The 18,707-nt window shown below is 32.7% G+C and carries 17 protein-coding genes and 1 pseudogene; 13 read left to right on the forward strand and 5 right to left on the reverse strand.

The annotated features are described in order from the left end of the window. Positions 1-720: 720 nt before the first annotated feature. From ACLHDF_RS28060 to ACLHDF_RS28085, 6 genes and pseudogenes are all read left to right on the forward strand, one after another. Complete coding sequence (locus ACLHDF_RS28060; RefSeq protein WP_413921717.1) at positions 721-2,031, forward strand: amidohydrolase family protein; 1,311 nt, start codon at positions 721-723, stop codon at positions 2,029-2,031. 393 nt (positions 2,032-2,424) lie between these two features. After that, the gene (locus tag ACLHDF_RS28065) at positions 2,425-3,243 is read left to right on the forward strand and encodes a purine-nucleoside phosphorylase (RefSeq protein ID WP_413921718.1); all 819 of its coding nucleotides are present in this window, start codon (positions 2,425-2,427) and stop codon (positions 3,241-3,243) included. Between the two features lie 148 nt (positions 3,244-3,391). Next, positions 3,392-4,677: pseudogene (locus ACLHDF_RS28070) on the forward strand (NCS2 family permease). A gap of 457 nt (positions 4,678-5,134) precedes the next feature. Continuing rightward, on the forward strand, positions 5,135-6,316 hold the full coding sequence (locus ACLHDF_RS28075; RefSeq protein WP_413921719.1) for a NupC/NupG family nucleoside CNT transporter: 1,182 nt from the start codon (positions 5,135-5,137) through the stop codon (positions 6,314-6,316). 75 nt (positions 6,317-6,391) lie between these two features. Continuing rightward, the gene (locus ACLHDF_RS28080; protein ID WP_413921720.1) at positions 6,392-6,562 is read left to right on the forward strand and encodes a hypothetical protein; all 171 of its coding nucleotides are present in this window, start codon (positions 6,392-6,394) and stop codon (positions 6,560-6,562) included. Positions 6,563-6,800: 238 nt separating this feature from the next. Then, a complete protein-coding gene (locus ACLHDF_RS28085; RefSeq protein WP_413921741.1) occupies positions 6,801-7,421 on the forward strand; it encodes a polysaccharide deacetylase family protein in 621 nt (206 codons plus the stop codon). A gap of 772 nt (positions 7,422-8,193) precedes the next feature. Here the strand turns inward: ACLHDF_RS28085 and ACLHDF_RS28090 are convergent. Together ACLHDF_RS28090 and ACLHDF_RS28095 are read right to left on the reverse strand one after the other, a co-directional pair. Then, a complete protein-coding gene (locus ACLHDF_RS28090) occupies positions 8,194-8,634 on the reverse strand; it encodes a hypothetical protein (protein WP_413921721.1) in 441 nt (146 codons plus the stop codon). 12 nt (positions 8,635-8,646) lie between these two features. Continuing rightward, positions 8,647-8,997 carry an ASCH domain-containing protein gene (locus ACLHDF_RS28095; protein WP_413921722.1) on the reverse strand — a complete coding sequence of 117 codons (351 nt, stop codon included), beginning with the start codon at positions 8,995-8,997 and terminating at the stop codon, positions 8,647-8,649. Positions 8,998-9,858: 861 nt separating this feature from the next. On the opposite strand from ACLHDF_RS28095, the gene ACLHDF_RS28100 reads away from it, so the two are divergent. The 3 genes from ACLHDF_RS28100 to ACLHDF_RS28110 all read left to right on the forward strand — a co-directional run bounded on the left by ACLHDF_RS28100 (position 9,859) and on the right by ACLHDF_RS28110 (position 12,389). Beyond that, on the forward strand, positions 9,859-10,416 hold the full coding sequence (locus tag ACLHDF_RS28100) for a CBO0543 family protein (RefSeq protein ID WP_413921723.1): 558 nt from the start codon (positions 9,859-9,861) through the stop codon (positions 10,414-10,416). A gap of 372 nt (positions 10,417-10,788) precedes the next feature. Continuing rightward, positions 10,789-11,202, forward strand: coding sequence for a YjdF family protein (locus ACLHDF_RS28105; RefSeq protein WP_413921724.1), 414 nt, complete (start codon positions 10,789-10,791; stop codon positions 11,200-11,202). 155 nt (positions 11,203-11,357) lie between these two features. Continuing rightward, positions 11,358-12,389 carry a C45 family autoproteolytic acyltransferase/hydolase gene (locus tag ACLHDF_RS28110; protein ID WP_413921725.1) on the forward strand — a complete coding sequence of 344 codons (1,032 nt, stop codon included), beginning with the start codon at positions 11,358-11,360 and terminating at the stop codon, positions 12,387-12,389. Positions 12,390-12,513: 124 nt separating this feature from the next. Here the strand turns inward: ACLHDF_RS28110 and ACLHDF_RS28115 are convergent, their stop codons facing one another. After that, positions 12,514-13,251 carry an MBL fold metallo-hydrolase gene (locus tag ACLHDF_RS28115; protein ID WP_413921726.1) on the reverse strand — a complete coding sequence of 246 codons (738 nt, stop codon included), beginning with the start codon at positions 13,249-13,251 and terminating at the stop codon, positions 12,514-12,516. 341 nt (positions 13,252-13,592) lie between these two features. Here ACLHDF_RS28115 and ACLHDF_RS28120 point away from each other — a divergent pair, with 341 nt between their 5' ends. After that, positions 13,593-13,889 (forward strand): putative quinol monooxygenase, encoded by a 297-nt coding sequence (locus tag ACLHDF_RS28120; RefSeq protein ID WP_413921727.1) that lies wholly within the window; start codon positions 13,593-13,595, stop codon positions 13,887-13,889. Positions 13,890-14,037: 148 nt separating this feature from the next. Here the strand turns inward: ACLHDF_RS28120 and ACLHDF_RS28125 are convergent, their stop codons facing one another. Next, entirely contained in the window at positions 14,038-15,138 is a 1,101-nt protein-coding gene (locus ACLHDF_RS28125; protein ID WP_413921728.1) for an acyltransferase family protein, read from the reverse strand. A 634-nt stretch (positions 15,139-15,772) separates the two neighbouring features. On the opposite strand from ACLHDF_RS28125, the gene ACLHDF_RS28130 reads away from it, so the two are divergent. Then, on the forward strand, positions 15,773-15,961 hold the full coding sequence (locus ACLHDF_RS28130) for a hypothetical protein (protein ID WP_413921729.1): 189 nt from the start codon (positions 15,773-15,775) through the stop codon (positions 15,959-15,961). Positions 15,962-16,101: 140 nt separating this feature from the next. Here ACLHDF_RS28130 and ACLHDF_RS28135 read toward each other — a convergent pair whose 3' ends face one another. Then, positions 16,102-17,088 (reverse strand): ketoacyl-ACP synthase III, encoded by a 987-nt coding sequence (locus ACLHDF_RS28135; RefSeq protein WP_413921730.1) that lies wholly within the window; start codon positions 17,086-17,088, stop codon positions 16,102-16,104. Positions 17,089-17,287: 199 nt separating this feature from the next. Here ACLHDF_RS28135 and ACLHDF_RS28140 point away from each other — a divergent pair, with 199 nt between their 5' ends. Both ACLHDF_RS28140 and ACLHDF_RS28145 read left to right on the forward strand, forming a co-directional pair. Then, complete coding sequence (locus tag ACLHDF_RS28140) at positions 17,288-17,989, forward strand: phosphopantothenoylcysteine decarboxylase (protein ID WP_413921731.1); 702 nt, start codon at positions 17,288-17,290, stop codon at positions 17,987-17,989. 194 nt (positions 17,990-18,183) lie between these two features. Further along, positions 18,184-18,657: a DUF3574 domain-containing protein gene (locus tag ACLHDF_RS28145; protein WP_413921732.1), complete on the forward strand. Its 474-nt coding sequence runs from the start codon at positions 18,184-18,186 to the stop codon at positions 18,655-18,657. The last annotated feature ends 50 nt before the right edge of the window (positions 18,658-18,707 follow it).

Here is an 18,707-nt window from a genome sequence, read left to right on the forward strand (position 1 = left end):
AGAGTTAGTGGAAGCACAGTATAAAGCTTTTTCTATTCTCTCATAGAGTTCATTACCCTTCCTTTCTTAATCATGCGTCCTAAAATTTCACAGATTTTTGATTTAGGTACGCTAGAATATTTAACGATAGTAATTGCATCTAATGCTTCCTCTAGCGAAACAAGAATTTTCTATTCTTTACTTTCACATTGTGAAAACTCAAACTTTTGTAACCTATGCCTTCCTCTTCCTAATTTCATTTCGAATTATCAAAACAATTCCTAATATATCCAAAATAAGTTTTTACTCAATACAAAGTTATCTGCAAATAATAATAGAACAATATTAAATCTAATTTCGTCTTATAAATCCTATGTGAAAATGTGCCTTATAGCTTTCATACTTACTATAAAAAGAAAATAATAACTTCTTTAAGTTTCTAGTGTCGTCACTAATTTCATTATACAACATTAAATATTCCAATTTTTGATTGACAAACATTATTAAATCCATGTACTCTATATAAAGTTACTAACATAGTAGTAACTAAAGTCGATATTCTAACAGGATATTCAATATACTGGAATATCGACTGAAAGCGATGTTAATAAGAGAAATAAGTTCAAAATAAGAAGGTGAAAAAATTCATTTTTTTAAAATCGATATACATTTGGATCTAAATGATTAGGTGGAGATAATTTTACTAACCATATAAAAATTAATACTTTTGGAGGAATAGTAATGAAAACAGTGTATATTAACGCCACATTTTTCGCTATGGATGAAGAAAATAATATTTTTGAAAATGGGATGATGATCGTACAAAATCAATCTATCTTATATATTGGTGAGCATTCTGCAGATAAGTTAATAGGAGCCGATCAAGTGGTGGATCTTTATGGAAAATGGGTCCTTCCTGGACTTGTAAACGCCCATTCTCATATTTTAATGACTCTTTTACGTGGTATTGGAGACGACATGCTGCTTAAACCTTGGCTTGAAACTAAAATATGGCCTCTCGAGAGCCAATTTAATACAGAGGTTGCCAGTACAAGTGCTCAACTTGGAATTTTAGAGATGCTAAAAACAGGAACAACCACATTCTCAGACATGTTTAATCCTAAAGGTATAGATTCAGATGCGGTGATGCAGACAATTGAGAAAACAGGAATTCGTGGAGCGTTCTCTCATACCATATTTAGTTTAGGAACAGAGGAAGAACAAAAACTAAATCTTATGCAAGCTGAGCGCTTTGCTCAAAATCATAAAATGGCTGCCCATGGTCGCCTTACAACAATGGTGGCGCCTCACAGTCCTTATGCATGTACACCTGAAGCTCTTCTCGAAAGCTTACGGATCTCTAAAGAGAATAATTTAATGATCCACATTCATGTTTCTGAAACCGATTACGAAATTTTGGATATTGAAAAACGTTATGGAGTTCGTCCCGTTGAACATCTTCGTCGTTTAGGTATCTTTGATCAACCAACGGTTATGGCACATGGTGTTATCCTTAATGATGAAGAGAGGGACATATTAAAACAACATGATGTACGGGTTGCTCACAATCCAATTAGTAATTTGAAGCTAGGCTCAGGGATTGCAGATATTGTTAGTCTTTTAGATGCTGGAATTAAAGTCGGAATTGCAACAGATAGTGTAGCTTCTAATAACAATCTCGATATGTTTGAAGAAACGAGAACTGCTGCTTTACTGCAAAAAGGCATTTATAAAGATGCTACTAAGTTCCCTGCACAGATGGCATTAGCCCTCACTACTCGAATTGGAGCTGAAGCTATTGGCATGGCACATACAGGTTCTCTTGAAGTAAATAAAAAGGCAGATTTCATTACCATTTATCCTTATGATAAAGAACATTTACAACCGATTAGTGAGGCACATTCACATTTACTTTATGCTGCACGTGGAAGTGATGTATGTGATGTATTTATTGATGGAAAAATAATTGTAAAAGACGGGAACTGTCTAACAATTGATGAAGAAAAAGTGATTGCAGAAGCAAATCGCTTACAAAACAATTTTTCTCGATAAAAATTGCTGTAGTAAAAATATAGAATTTAATATTCAATAAACTTCTTAAATATATTGAATATTAAATAATTTAATGTTAGAATCACCCTATGCTCTTAGTTGTCTGACGTCCAACATCATCATGGAAATTCAGATGTTTTTATAGAATGTATGTCTATTATTGAGATGCTAACAAATTAAAAAGGAATTGATGAGCTTTTGAGAAGAAGGTTTTCTTTCCTCAAGATTTGGTAGGGGCTTTCTGATTTGACATTACAATTTAAAAAAAGAAATATGAAAACGTTTTATGTTAGCGCTATCTTCTTTTATACTAAGACAACTTTTCTCTTAGTATAGAAAAGATAGCCTTAATTCATATATTTTATTTTTGCTATTTGAAAGGAGAAAGAAATAATGAAATTTAATGAGAAGGTTCAACAAACAAAAGATTATTTATTATCTCAGATTGATCAATGCCCATCCATCGGATTAGTTCTAGGGTCTGGTCTTGGCATATTAGCAGAGGAAATCGAAAAGCCAATTTATATTCCTTATAATGAAATTCCTCATTTCCCTGCTTCAACTGTGACTGGGCATGCAGGTCAAATGGTTATCGGGGATTTAAAGGGAAAGCGTGTAATAGCTATGCAAGGAAGATTTCATTATTATGAAGGACATTCTCTAGAAGCAGTTACCTATCCAATTCGTATAATGAAAGCAATTGGCGTTCAGCAAATTATCGTAACAAACGCTGCTGGAGGTATTAACCCTAACTTTAAGCCTGGTGATTTGATGATCATTCAAGATCATATCAATTTGACTTCTCAAAACCCTTTGATTGGTCCAAATGAAGAAGAATTCGGTGAAAGATTCTCTGATATGTCGGAAGCTTATTCAAAGAAATTAATTGCTTTAGCAAAAGACGTGGCAAGCAAGAACAAGATAAATATGGTAGAAGGTATTTATGCGGGTATGCTTGGACCAAGTTATGAAACACCGGCTGAGGTCAACTTTCTAAGCATAATTGGGGCAAGCGCTGTAGGAATGTCTACTGTTCCCGAAGTAATTGTTGCTCAACATTCGGGATTAGAAGTATTGGGAATCTCTTGTATCAGTAATATGGCTGCAGGAATCTCTGAGCACTCTTTAACGCATGATGAAGTAATGGAAACGACGGAAAATATTAAAGCTCAATTTTTAAAATTAGTTAAAGAAGTTATTGCTGTAATGTAGAGAAATTATAGTTCAAAAAAACCTGTAAATGTGCGCTGTATAAACTACACGTCGGTCGAGCGAATTTTAAAAAAGAATAATTAGCAATATGGTTATGTTCAACATGCATAACGGGTGGGTGCGGGATTCAAAGTGGAGGAATAAAATTATGATACATTTTTTAAGTCAACACTTTCAGCTAGAAACACATAAAACAACGTGGAAAAGAGAACTTATGGCTGGATTAACATCCTTTTTCACAAGTGCCTATATTATATTGGTTAACCCACTGATTTTAAAGGATGCTGGAATTCCATTAAGTGCTAGCATGATAGCAACTATTGCTGCTTCGATTATCGGGTGTCTACTGATGGCTCTATGGGTAAACGCACCTATTATCGTGATTCCTGGCATGGGAATTAATGCATTTTTTAGTTATACGATGATTCAATCCATAGGCCTCACTCATAATCAAGGACTGGCCGTAATAATAGTTTCGGGAATACTCTTTTTTCTTGTCGCTATTTCTTCTTTTGGGAATCGAATACTAGCTTCTGTTCCCGATTCTCTAAAACATGGAATTACAGTAGGAATTGGCCTCTTTCTTACTTTTATAGGTTTACAGAAAGGTGGAATTATCCAATCAAGTGACACTACCATCGTTGCCCTTGGTGATTTTGGAGATCCTATTACATTATCGACACTATTAGGTCTAGTAGTTACATTAGTGTTATTTGTTCGAAATACCAAAGGAAGCTTACTAATTGGCTTACTATTTACTAGTCTACTGACGTTAGGCATTACAGATAAAAAGGAAATAACAGCAAAAGGAATAGATTTTCATGCTTACAATCATATATTTGCATCCGGTGATTTTAGTATCTTACAGATACCTTTCTGGATTGCCGTGTTTTCTATGACTATGATTGTTCTCTTTGAAAACATGGGATTGTTAAGTGGCATGCTACCAGATATCGAAAAATTTCCTCGAGCATATAAAGTAGTAGCAATTTCTACAATAGCTTCAGGAATTCTCGGCACGAGCCCTACTATTGCATCTGCTGAAAGTGCATCGGGAATTTCAGAAGGGGGAAAACAGGCATTCCTGCCCTAGTGACGGCTATTTTGTTTACCTTCTCTGCATTAGCATTACCAGTTATTCAACTAATACCAGGAAATGCTGTGGCTCCAGTATTAATTATCATTGGAGCACTTATGACGAAAAGTGTAGTTGACATTCCTTTCTCTGATTTCTCAGAGAGTTTTCCTGCTTTTTTAATTATTGTTTGTATACCATTGACTTCTAGTATCGCGGATGGTTTGGCTTTTGGTTTTATTGTATATCCATTGGCTAAAGTTGCGATTGGAAAATCGAAACAGGTATCCCCTCTCGTTTATATAATTGCTGTACTTTTCTTGTTAAACATAGTGGCTTCTTCTATTCTTGTGCATTGATATACACTTCTTAGAGGATAACAAGTTTTATTTTATGAAGGTATACTCCTTAAAGTAGATACATTAGACAATGTGATGTAGCAAAACCTTAAGGAGTCTTCTTTAAAAAATTGTGAAATATCTTTACTCTGAAAGCCTGCAAGGAAAAATCTAAAATATAAACCGTTTCATATTAGTGATGTACATGTTTATTTTGAAATAACAAAACAAAAGTATTTAATTTTTATATGTTCTCTTCTTATTTTCAAATAAAGAAGGAATTATATTTTCACTATACTTTTATATTTACCAAATGCTGAGTAAAAAAATACCCTTTCTATCAATAAAAAATTGTTCTTAAATTATTTTCAATAAATTAGCTTAACTTTTAACTATATTAAGTTTGGAATAACAGAATGTAGATCTTCAGTTCTTTATTTACAGTACAATCTAAATATTTTATAAGGGGAAAGACAACATGAAAATTCTTATTTTTATACTTGGATTAATAGTTACATTTTTACTTGCTTTTCTCATAAGTAGTAATCGAAAAGAAATTAAATATAAACCAATTGCTATCTTACTTGTTATTCAATTGGTATTATCCTATTTTCTATTAAATACATCTATTGGATTCATCCTAGTTAAAGGAATTGCTGATGCCTTTGGCATTCTATTAAAATACTCAGAATCTGGCGTTAATTTTGTATTTGGGGGATTAGCAAATAAAGGGGAAGCTCCATTTTTCCTTTCTGCTCTTCTTCCCATTATTTTTATTGCTGTGTTGATTGGAATACTACAGCACTTAAGAATTTTGCCATTTATTATTAAAGGTATTGGTTTTTTATTAAGTAAAGTAAATGGATTAGGAAAGTTAGAGTCTTATAATGCAGTGGCAGCTGCCATTGTTGGACAGGGAGAAGTATTCATTACAGTAAAAGATCAATTGAGCCAATTGTCAAGAAAGCGCTTATACACTCTTTGTGCGTCTTCTATGTCTACTGTTTCAATGTCAATTGTAGGATCTTATATGAAAATGGTTGAGCCCAAATATGTCGTAACAGCACTTGTTCTAAACTTATTTAGTGGTTTTATTATCATTCATATTGTAAACCCTTACACAGTAAGTGAAGAAGAAGACATTTTAGAATTACAGGAATACAAGAAGCAAACTTTTTTCGAAATGTTGGGAGAATATATTATACTAGGATTTACTATTGCTGTAACCGTAGCAGCGATGTTAATAGGATTTGTAGCTTTAATAGCAGCAATAAATGGCTTATTTGACTCCATTTTTGGTATAACATTCCAAAGTATATTAGGATATATTTTTTCACCCTTGGCTTTTATAATGGGAATTCCTGCATCGGAAACAGTACAGGCCGGTAATATTATGGCTACAAAACTAGTAACAAATGAATTTGTTGCAATGCTTGATCTGAAAAATATAGCCGGAGATTTATCACCACGGACAGTTGGTATATTATCAATTTTTCTTGTATCATTTGCGAATTTTTCTTCTATTGGAATTATCGCTGGGGCAACGAAAAGTATTGATCCGAAACAGGCTAATGTGGTTTCCCAGTTTGGATTAAAACTCTTATATGGAGCTACCTTAGTAAGTTTATTATCAGGAACTATCGTCGGTGTGATGCTATAATAAAGCAATTATTATGATATAGCAGCGTTCCTTAGCCATGCTAATCCGTATTTAAAAAATGAGGATTTGAAAAAATTGCTGTATATGCATCTAAAATTGGTGACAAATGATTTATCTGCGAGCTTAGCAAGGGATTGGGAGGCAAGAATTGGTGCGATTGATGAAGGTGTCTCACATATCATCTTAATGGCAGATACGATTTCTACGGGAGTTGTGAAGCAGTTTCCAGAGAAATTCGCTCAATAATCTTAGGAATCTCCGGTGGAAGGCTGGAGATTTCTTTATATATTCTTCTAAAAAAAGGTAATTTGGTATACTTATCCATATTAAGCTAACATAGTTTAATTTATAGTTACTATTCACTTTAATCTTTAATCAATAATCATAAGAATTATCGTGCACTAGAGGATATCCTTTAAATTATATGAATCCAAGGGATTTTTACATATAATTAATCTCTTTAATTATAAAAAGGAGTGAAAATATAAATCAAAATCCACCCCGGTATGTTGCTCTAACTTTTGATGATGGTCTATCAGCTTATACAGTCCTCATTCTAGATATTCTAAAAAAATATAATATACCTGCAACATTCTTTGTTGTTGGTTCAGAGGTAAAAAAATTCCCAGATATAATGAAAAGAATTCATAGAGAAAAGCATACCATTGGCAATCACACATGGAACCACCCTGATATAACAACCCTTTCAACGAATGAATTGTGGGGGGAAATCAATTCCACAAATATTCAGATTGAGAAAATAATAGGTCATTCTCCCACTCTGTTTCGCCCTCCATATAGTTCAATAAATGATAAAAATACTAAGGCTATTAAAAAGTTTGGAATGACTCCTGTATTGTGGAATGTAGATAGTAAAGATTGGCAGGAAAAATCCCCTTCGAGTATACAAAAAAATGTCATTTCGGGACTTAAAAAAAGCAGTCTCATTGTAATGCATGATGGGGATCAGTACGATAGTGGACCTAGAGACCAAATCGGTACTTCATTACCTAAAATCATTCAATATTTATCAGAAAAAAATTACTGTTTTATAACAGTTCCAAAGTTTCATCAATTCGCATACAAAATTGAAAAATTGTCTTAAACTTCGTATATCCTATACAGCTTAAAAACAGAAAAAACAACTGGTCCTGTTCAGTTGTTTTTTCTGTTTCATGAATGATAATCAATGTTTGGCCGACGTTGCAGAACGTCTTGAGTAGTTTGCTCAAAGAGTAAAATTTTATTCCCAATTTACAGGGTCAAAAAAAGAGAAAACTACTGTTCACCACACAGTAGTAAAAGAATCGATCTATTGGAAGAGCAGGAGGATGCTCACTTTTATAGTATGCAAAGTAATAAAAACGGTTTGGACAAGTGTTGGAGTTATCTAAGATTTCTACTATCTTTGCGTCTATTTCCTATAAAATCCATTATGTTAACTACAAATGTATATTCTATACATCTTAAAAACAGAAAAAAACCTATCTCTTCCCAATCCAAAGAGGTAGGTTTTTTCTGCTCTATTGCAATAAGGATTTTCGCTGATGCCTCACGGCGTCTCGTGTAGTTTGCTTAAATTATCAATAACTTATGTATTAAAAAGAAAAAACCACTGAACAGGGGTCAGTAGTTTTTCTTAATACATCCTGTCAACTCGAAAAGATGAGGATTTCCAAAGTGATGCTTCACAGCATCTTGGGTAGTTTGTTCAAAGATTGTAAGAACTATGCATCCTTTACATAACAAATTTGCAATATCCTATTGCATGAGTAGATGTGTTCCGAAAACACGAGTTATGTTAAGTAAATTGTAAAGTATTTCATAAAAATAATCAGTTTAACTGTTTAATTTTAGTGACGACAAATGGGTGAATTTCACCAAAAAGTCGGCTTACCGACCATAAACCAGAGCATCGTCATTAATAGAATGATGTAAATCCAAATAGATCGCTTTAGTTTAGTTGCCAGTTCTTTTTTATTATGCCCTTCCTCCTTGTACTTTCGAAGCGTTGGTGAAAATGCACGGGCCAGAAAGAACAATGAGCAAAAGAGGAAAATCAGTGTCATTATAATCCACGGAGTAGTCCACGTCCATGGACCACACATTACGAGGAGTATCCCTGTTATAACAAGAACGTGGCCTGTATGTTTTGCGAGCCTAACAACAGATTGAAATGTACTCAAATAGGCATTCATTTCTTGTTCTCTTGAACTATGTAGTTTTTTAACGATTGGCAAGAGAATAAAGAAAGGACCAATAGATAAAATGACACTAGAAACATGAATATATACTAATATACGGTACAACAAATCCATTTCTTTTACCTATCAATCGTTAATTGATCTGAACTCATGCACCCAGACCCTCATTTGTGGGAGCCAAGGCATTCCAGGATGATAAGATAAAATAGATTGCTTATATTCCTCTACTGTATCATAGCCCTCCTGGCGAGCATTTTCATCTGTTAATTCACCTAGTGATTGAGAATAAACCCGTTCCACTATAAACTTTTTATTCCCTAAGACCATTATCTCTCCTACATCAGCATACCTTCCATTTCGGCGAGTTGCTGTTTTGCTGCCCTTGAGTACTTTATTTACATCATCCGGCATCGTTACAAGTCGATCAATTGTACATGTTTTTGGTGGCAATTCATTTTGTGCTTCATGATTACTCATAAAAAAACTCCTTTCATTTCTTGTCTCTTATTCAATGTATCACACTTTCAATAACAAATTTTATTTGAATTTATTAGTTTGAAATTTCCTCTAATAAATCTGTTATAATTTATCCCTTTTCTTATTCGATACTCTAATAATAGAGCCTTTTCTTTAAATAAGTTACTCCTTCAATCCACAGATGTTCATTTCCCTCGAAATTGCCTTTTTTTGAACAGTCACTTGAATTTTCATTTGAATAATCCTTTTTCCTTAAATACTTTTCTTAATGCTTCATTTAAACTCGTAATAAAATTTTCCTTTTAGGAGAACTTAAAATAAAAAGGGATGTCTACTTAAATGAAAAAACATAAGAAGTACCTGTTAGCTTTACTAATAGTACCTTGGCTTTCTATTCCGTTATTAGGACAGCAAACTTTAAAGAAATTTTTTCTTTCGTCACTAATTATCAATCTAATTGTTCTCGCAGAATGTTTTTTGGCTAGAAAGAGAACATGGTGGTATTTTTATAAAAGCCTTCATCCGAAAATGTTAGGAGAAATCCCTATTCTTTTTGGTCCATTTCTCGTAGGGACAATGTGGATTTTTAAATTTACTTATGGGAATTTCCGCAAGTTCATGATGACTAATTTTATTCTTGATGCTTTCTTTATATATGTTCTAATGAGTTGGTTTAAAAAAATTGGGTACGGTTCGATGGTACGCCTAAAAAGGTATCACTTTTTAATGATTTTTACCACGAAGGCAGCCTTTTTATATGGTTTTCAGAAATTTATTTCAACTAAAAAAAGAGTACCTTCTTCATTAAGCTGATTTTTTCCCGTTAGGAGAATCTAAGATAAAAAAGATTGGAATCTAGATATGAAAAAATTTGAAGAAATTGAACATCATTATGATGAATTAAAAATCCTGTGGCTTAATTATTGGAAAGAGGAAGTAGTATTTACTTACCAATGGTGGATAATGATTTTAATTTTAATTCTTCCTTTTCCTCTATGGTGGATGTTGGTAGATAAAAGGAGAATAATTGAAATAAGCCTAGTTGGACTATTTACGTCTGGAATTGCTTTTATACTAGATCAAGTGGGTACATCACTGCGTTACTGGGTTTATCCGTATACTCTGACATATTTAGAAAGAGATTTATGGTTACCTGCTAACTTTTCTGTGATCCCCTTCTTTTATATGATGATTTATCAATGGTTTCCTAAATGGCAGAAGTATATATTAGCCATCATAGTCTATTCTTTTTTCGCTTCCTTTGTAGGGGAAAGTATTTTTAAATGGTTAGGGATATATAAAGTACTGAAATGGGAACATATTTATTCTGTGCCATTTTATATTTTAATCGGAATCCTTGTGAAAATGATATTGCAAAAGCTTATTTCTATTGAGAAAGAACACGGAAATGGATTTTAATATTCAATGTTCGAAAATCTCATTTAAAAGTAATTTTATTACTTTAAATGAGATTTGTTTTTTTATTTGGGCAAAGCTAATGCATGAACTATAGGATAAATCATAAGAGTAGCACTTAAAGGTAGAATATTCAGATGTTTAATTGCCGATATATCACATTATGTTAACTACGGGTGCATATAATATACATTTTTAAATAGTGTTTTAAGGGAAACTATTTATACTGATTGTTTTTATGTTAAAATTTGTATGTGGAATGTAAAAACACGATTCGGTTGGTAGTCCGGATGCATTAATATGTATTAATGCCAGTAACCTTCCCCTCCTCGGGATGTCCATCATTTCATAGTATGTTTAGAGGAGGGAATCGTTATGTCACTAACGATTTACTATGATGGTCAGTTTTGGGTAGGAATTATTGAAGTTGTAGAAGACGGTAAATTAAGAGCATTTCGTTATGTATTTGGAGCAGAACCTAAAGATACAGAGATATTAGACTTTATTTATTACAAATTACTAAATATTATTAATCAATCGGTTCATTCAGGTCTTGATGTAAAAGGAAAATCTGATAAAAAGATTAATCCTAAACGTTTACAGCGCCAAGTAGCAAAACAAATAAATAAAGTTGGTGTTTCCACTAAAGCTCAAGAAGCTATAAAGCAAGAATATGAAGAAAAGAAAAAAAGCAAAAAAAAGAGAGCTAAACAATATCGTGAAGAACTGAAGGAACAAAAATACCTAATGAAAAAACAAAAAGCAAAGGCCAAGCAGAAAGGTAAATAGGGAACAAATAAAGAGTCTTAAATAATAAGGCTCTTTATTTGTTGTTTCCTAGAATTGTGATTATGTTAACTGACTTTGTATAGAGTATACAAGGTGAAATTCATCCTTTTTATGCTATAATTTCAAAATATATGATATTAGATCGAACAGGAAGGGTGAAAAGGTTGTCTAATTTTGAGATTGATATTCTCCAATTGAGAACTACTCCTTACGAAATAGGTTTCCATCTTGGAAAACATTTAAAGGATAAGAATTTAATTAATGTATTCAATAAGTTAACTAAACCCGAAATTAACATGAATCACTTTCATAACGTATTTTCCTCGTTATCCCCTAACTTGCTTGAAGAATTGCAAGGTTTATCTGAAGGTTTACAACTTCCATATGAGAAAGTGGCTGCTATGTTTAGTGGCTATGATGTACCTAAATTAACTAATATGGGATGTTCAGCATTCGTGGATCATCGATATTATGTGAGGAATTATGATTTTTCACCAGATATTTATGATGGCCTCTTATTATTGTTGGACTCTAAAGATGTTTTAGCCTCTTGTGGTTATAGTTTACAAATCATTGGAAGGCATGACGGGGTAAATGAAAGTGGATTGGCTATTGGACTTCATTTTGTAAATAATCAGGAATACCAGGAAGGTATAGCTGCTTGGACTAGTGTTAGGATGGTACTAGATACTTGTAAATCTACAGAAGAAGCCATTGATTTACTTAAAGACATCCCTCATGCTGCATGCTATAACTTTTCTCTTGGTGACTCTTATGGAAATTATGCAGCAGTAGAAGTGAGTCCAGAAAAAGTGTTAGTTCGTAAAGGTCCTAGCTTTATTTCATGTGTAAATCACTTTCAAAATACTGATATGAAGAAGAAAAATAGAGCACATATTGAAGGGTCTTTAAAACGTAACGAGTACATCCACAACTTAAAGGATCAGAATCTAAGTATGGAAGAGGCATTTCATAAATTTAGTAATAAAAACTCACCATTATTTTTTACAGATTACGATAATCTTTTTGGAACTCTACATACCTTTGCTTATTCATTCGAAGAGAGAACTCTTACTACAAATGTAGCTCAAGGAAACAACGGCTTAACTATAAATTTTGAAGAATGGGTGAAAGGAAATAACATTAAAGAATCAAAACTAAAAGGCTACATTCAAGCCTTTGTTTAAAAATGAGTTAGTTGGAAACCCATAATAAAAAAGCCTTGGTAGGGCTTTTTTTATTTCCGATAATTCACACTATGTAAACTGGTCCTATATTATAGGACCAGTTTACATAGTGATTTATTAGCACTTATGCTAGTTGTTCATTCAATATTTTTAAAATATGTGGCCTTGGGTCCCCTTTAAAAACTCCTCCATGGTAGCAAATTACTGTATCGATGTCATAGTCTAAGAACTTTTTTAAAGATTCTGTAGCTGTTTTTATATCAAGAGTAGTCTGTTTAACTGGTCCATGAAGTCGATTATTGATTATCACCATAGCATCTCCAACAACTAGTGTTTTTGAGTGTTTCAAATATAAACTAATATGGCCTGGGGAATGTCCAGGAGTATGGATAACTTCAATTCCCCCACAGTAAGGAAGTTCTTGTTTATTTTCTAATAATTCATCTACCTTAACTTTTGGGGAATTGTCATATAAATGTTTAACTTCTTTCGGAAGGGATGCTAATTCTTCTTTACTCATCCGGCTAGTATCGGTTTTTATGAGTGGAAAATCTCCTTCAATATAGGGTTTATCATCCTTATGTGCATATACTATAATCTGATTATTTGATTCCTTTAAAAGTTCAGGAACGCCCCCTATGTGGTCAATATCCTGGTGTGTTAAGATAATTGCCTTGAGTGTATCAAAACGAACATCAGCTTTAGCTATGGCTTCTTTTATTTGATTTAACTGTCCAGGTACTCCAGTATCAATCAAAATGGACATCTTGTTATCCCAAACTAACGTAGGGTTTAATACAATCTGGTTACCAAAAGCTTCAATTTTTAATTCTATAACTTCTACTCCACTAGCTACCTTCAAATTCTTCCCCCATTTCTTTTATATAAATACCACTCCTATTCTGTATTTTATTGAAAAAAGATTTAAATACTAGACTGGAAAAAAATACAAAAATGTGGTATTATAGAGGTAGGAAATGAATGATTTTTTTAAAAAAAAATAAGTTTTAAATAGATATTTTGAAGAGTAATATGAAAAACCTGTATTTAAAAATACAGGTTTTTTGCTGCTTATAATGGTGACTATGTTAACTAAAAACGTAGATAGTATGTACTTTATTTTTAGTTTCTTCCCTTAATAAAAAGGAATATTTTTCTTGAAATAATTCCGAGAAACGTTATAATGATAAATCACAAGAAACTATGAAAGAGGGGAACCTGATGCATTACATAACTGCATGCTTAAGAATTATTAGTGATAAGGACCTTAATGAAATAATAGAAGAGTTCAAAAAACTTGAGGAAGAAACTAATAAAGAAGAAGGATGTATTAAATTCCATGCTTATCCTCTTGAACCATCAGAACGAAAAATAATGCTTTGGGAGATTTGGAAAAACGAAGAAGCTGTTAATGCCCATTTCACCAAACCACACACCAAAAATGTTCAAAAACAAGAATTAACGGAAGTAGAATGGATAGTTAAAAGTAATGTGAATTAACAAAAAGGCGCCATAAGGCGTTTTCCAAGTTGACATGAATCTCTTCTTTTTCTATATTTTCCTGAGGATGACCTTCAGACTCTTTCCTATAATGTTGATTATGTTAACTTTAAGTGAATCCATTAATTTATAAGTTTTGTATATCTATTTAAAGTACACGTTTAGCATACGGAATTTTGCAGATGACCGTTGCTACTGCAAAGCAAGTAATGGTTCCTATGGCTCCCACAATCCCGAATTTAAGAAGTGGATGGAGTGAAACACTATACACTATTAGACTATAGCCTACAATGATAATGGGATGAATAATATATACTGTGTAGGCCGTATCAGATAATTTTTTTGTGAATAAGTTTGTATGATTCATATATTTGCGAAATCCAGCAAGAAGTGCGATAGAAATACCGATCCCGATGAATGGTTCCCACACAGCGTATATCAAGGCTAGTAAATTCAATCCTCCTTCCAACTTTCCTTCAGGTACTAAAATTAGGCCTAACGGCAGTATGGGAGAAATAAAAAAGAGAACCCTTATCCAAGTTCTTACTATTTTTGTAGGGATATCTGTTAACCAATTCTGTCGATTAGCTATGATCCCAGCTATAAAAAGGAGAATATATGCGGGAAAAAAACCTAATTGTAAACCCATTAGCGTTTTTCCTACTGGAAAGACCATTCGAAGTAGAAAAACCATAATCCCTAACGAGAAAGCTGTAATAAAAAGAATTCTCCCCCTTGGAAAAGATTTTTGTTTAGTAGTAGGTTGCTCCTTTCTTACAATTCTTACTAAGAAATAAATGAAATTAAAAATGAGAAGTGCTTCCACAAACCAAAGTGGCCCAATGTCAATGCTCTCAAAACTTAAAATCTTTGTTTTATAAAATTGCCAAAAGGTAAAAGTTTTACTTTCTAGGATCATAAACTGGATGATTGGACTAAGGAAGAAGATGTAAAATATAATCGGGATACTCAACCGAATAAAACGATCTCTTATAAAGAGCATAGGACCTTTTCTATTAAAAGAATTTGGGGTGAAATATCCAGAAAGGAAGAAAAATAAGCCCATAAAGAATGATTGGTTAATACAGATAAAGGTGGCTAGTATAACTGATGTTAATGTGTGCTTTTGATCCATGTCTACAAAATACCAAAGACCTCCTGTGCCATAAGTCATTGCTACATGGTGTAAGATAACAAGTACAGTGAGAAACACCCGAAGATTATCAACATAATAGATACGGCTATTCATGAACGATCTCCTTTTTTCCTGCATGGTAACTACAGATAAAGAATGCCATATAGACTTGTAGTTACCATTGAATTTTAAAATTAATACACTTTTGTTGAATTAATCATTCAGCAAGTGCAATCCTTTTTAGTATAAACAATAAGAATATATAGACAAAAGTGGATTATTTCATCTTTTTCACATGAGAATCTTCACTATTTTATAATTTTAAGGACAAAATTATATATGTATGTAGACTTTAACGAGAATTTTTCTTTCTATATAAAAAAATAGTAAGCGAATAATAGGCTGCTGATAAGAGTGATTATGTTAACTACTTTTGTATACGATATACAAGGGCTTTTCAATCCATTTTCTGATAAAATGGTAATTAATAGTAATTTTATCAGGAAGGGGATACTATTATGGACTTAAATGTATGGGTTACTATAGGTATAGCAGTATTTGCAGCAATTGCTTTAATTTTATTTAAGAAGCCTAATAAAGAAGAATAATAGTTAATACTTTCAGAAAGACTTAAATACATAAAAGTCCTTGGTTAAAATAATCCAAGGACTTTTTATTTCTGTTAATATCCGTTATGGTAACTAGAAACAAAGGTATATGTTATTATATTCCAGGAGGCGAGAGAATTTTGAATATAGGCTTAGGAGTTTTGTTAATATTCGTTGCAATTATCTTTATTTTATGGGGTCTATTCTCACGTAAGCAAAAGAATAAAATTATAAGTAGTGCATTATTGGCGGTAGGAACAGTTGCCTTATTTACAAGCATTCTATTGTTAACTGGAATATACGATCCATATGCTAACCATATTAAATAAAAATCAAACAGAAGCTCTTTGTTTTAAAAGGGCTTCTGCCTAGTTGATTTCCGATAATTGGTTTTATGTTAACTTATAATGAATGTATATAAAACTGAAAAGCTCTTAATTAGTAAAAAAGAGCTTTTCATCAATTCTTACTACTTTGTTAAATCCCATTTAATAATATGTCCTGCATGTGTAAGACCTCCTCCAAATCCATAAAGTAAGAGGATATCTCCGTTTTTTAACTTATCTTCGCTTATACCTATTTGTAACGCTAATGGAATCGAAACAGATGAGGTATTTCCCATATACTCGACACTAGTTAATGTTTTATCTAGCGAAAAGTCGGATCTTTCACATATTGACTCAATCATTCGTAAATTGGCACTGTGTGGAACAAACCAATTTACTTCATCCTTTTGTAGATTTGCTTGATCTAATAATTCAGCTATGCCTAAAGGGATTGTTCGGGATGCCCACTTATACACTTCCCTTCCGTTTTGAACCATCTTGCCACTAGAACTTAAAGGTTGTCCATGCATAGTAGTAGATAAATTCGTACGGTATACATGTTTACCTCCTCTTCCGTTTGTCCCAATATGAGTAGCTATAAAGCTTGGATGCTCTGCGTCTTTTTCCACTAAAACAGCCGCGGCTCCATCCCCAAATAAGACGCAAGTAGTCCGATCTGTATAATCTGTAACCTTTGATAAAGTTTCTGCAGTAACGACTAAAACTTTCTGATGAAGTCCAGATGTAATAAACCCGTTTGCCATATGTAATCCATACGTAAAGCCAGCACAAGTAGCGTTGAAGTCTAGAGCACCTGTTTGAGGAATGTCGAAATAGTCTTGTATCTGAGTGGCTACACTTGGAAACGCATAGTCAGGCGTTGTTGTTGAAACAACAATACAATCTACATCAATAAACTCCTTCTGATATTGCTCGACTAAGTTTTCAATTGCTTTAATAGCTAAGTCAGAAGAATATTCGTTTTCACCTGCAACTCTTCTTTCCCTCATGCCCGTTCGCTGCACAATCCATTCATCATTTGTATCAACAATTCTTTCTAAATCATCATTCGTAAGTCTTTTTTCTGGTACATATGTACCTATTGCTGTAATACGTGCAGTTGATTTCATTAAAGTCACCTTTCTTTAATACCAAGATATATAAGTTGATATTAGTACTAGGTACCAATAAAGTCAATAATTTAATATGAAAAAAATGTAAAATGATATTTGGAGGTTTTTAGAGGTTATATATGTATTGCTATTTAGAGTGCGACTTATTTAATATTTATTTATGTAATAAAATAGAATTTAAAAAGGGGAAAAAGTAATGTTAGGAAAAAATATACTAATTACCAGTGGTGGATGTATAGAAAAGTGGGATGAGATTAGAGGGCACACTAATTTAGCTAAAGGTAAAATAGGAAAAATGATTGCTGAGCAAGCTTTAGCAGAAGGAGCAACAGTTACATATTTACACGGCTATTTTGCAGAAAAGCCCTGTGATAAGGATTCAGAGAATTTAAGGTTAGAAAGTTTTGAAGGAATAGTAGATCTTCAAGACAAAATGAAAGCCATTATCTTAAGTGAAAAGATAGATGCTGTTATCATGACAGCTGCAGGGTCAGATTGGATAGTAGACAAGATGTTGGACAAAGACGGGAACCTTATTCCTCAGAATGGAAAAATATCTAGCGACAATCCTCCGGTTATTCACTTTAAGAAAGCACCTAAAGTTTTAAAGCAAATCAAAGAATGGAACCCTAATCTCATGCTAGTAGGTTTTAAGTTAGAAAGTAACGTAGATAAAGAAACCCTAATAGAGAGAGCTAAAATAAGAATGGGTACTTCTAAGGCTAGTTTAATGGTGGCAAATACTTCTGATTCCTTACATGTTAATTCAGCTACACATTATATAATTAATCAAGATAATGACATATACCAGTGTGCCAATAAAAAAGAAACAGCAAATATGATTATACAAGCCCTTAATCAGTTATTTTTACAAGAAACAACAGCTGTTTCAAGATAGGTTTCTTAAAAAGCTAGCACTTGCTCGCCTTTTTACTCCCTAGAAAATCCATTACGTTAACTAAAAATGAATATTGTATACAGCTTAAAAATCGACAAAAAAAGTCTATATGCGTTTATATACCTTTTTGATATTATAAAGATGTATTTCCTATATTTGTTATTTCATGATTAGGAATTATTAAATAAGGGGAAGTGATAAAACTGAAGAATAAATTAGTAATTAAGGTATTAGCATTCCTTATGTTAATTGGGTTATTTGGTTATATAGTATATGCTGAACACCCATCTAAACAAACATCCACTACTCAAGACCAACAATCAAATGTTCTGAGAGGACAATCTTACCTTGACGATGTTGTGAAAATTTACGTTCCATCTACTTACAATATTGATCAACCTATTGATAATAGCAAATATGTTGACCAATCTTTAGAGAAATTCTCTAATATGTTTGGAGGTGCCACTTCTGACGATGGAACAGGAGCTTGGATAGGAGATAATAAAAAATTAGTTAAAGAAAAGGTAACCATTGTTTATAGCTTCACTGAAAAATTAGATAAGAATAAAATTAATGAAGTTGTAGCGTATGCAAAAGACCTAAGAACAGAAATGAAACAATCTTCTATATCTATTGAAGTAAATGAAAGAATGTATTTTATTGAATAAATGATGTATATAGTCAAAAGGCTCTTAGAATAAATGATTCTAAGAGCCTT

Origin of the sequence: Priestia megaterium, assembly GCF_046599315.1 — a bacterium.
Taxonomy (GTDB): Bacteria; Bacillota; Bacilli; order Bacillales; family Bacillaceae_H; genus Priestia; species Priestia megaterium_F.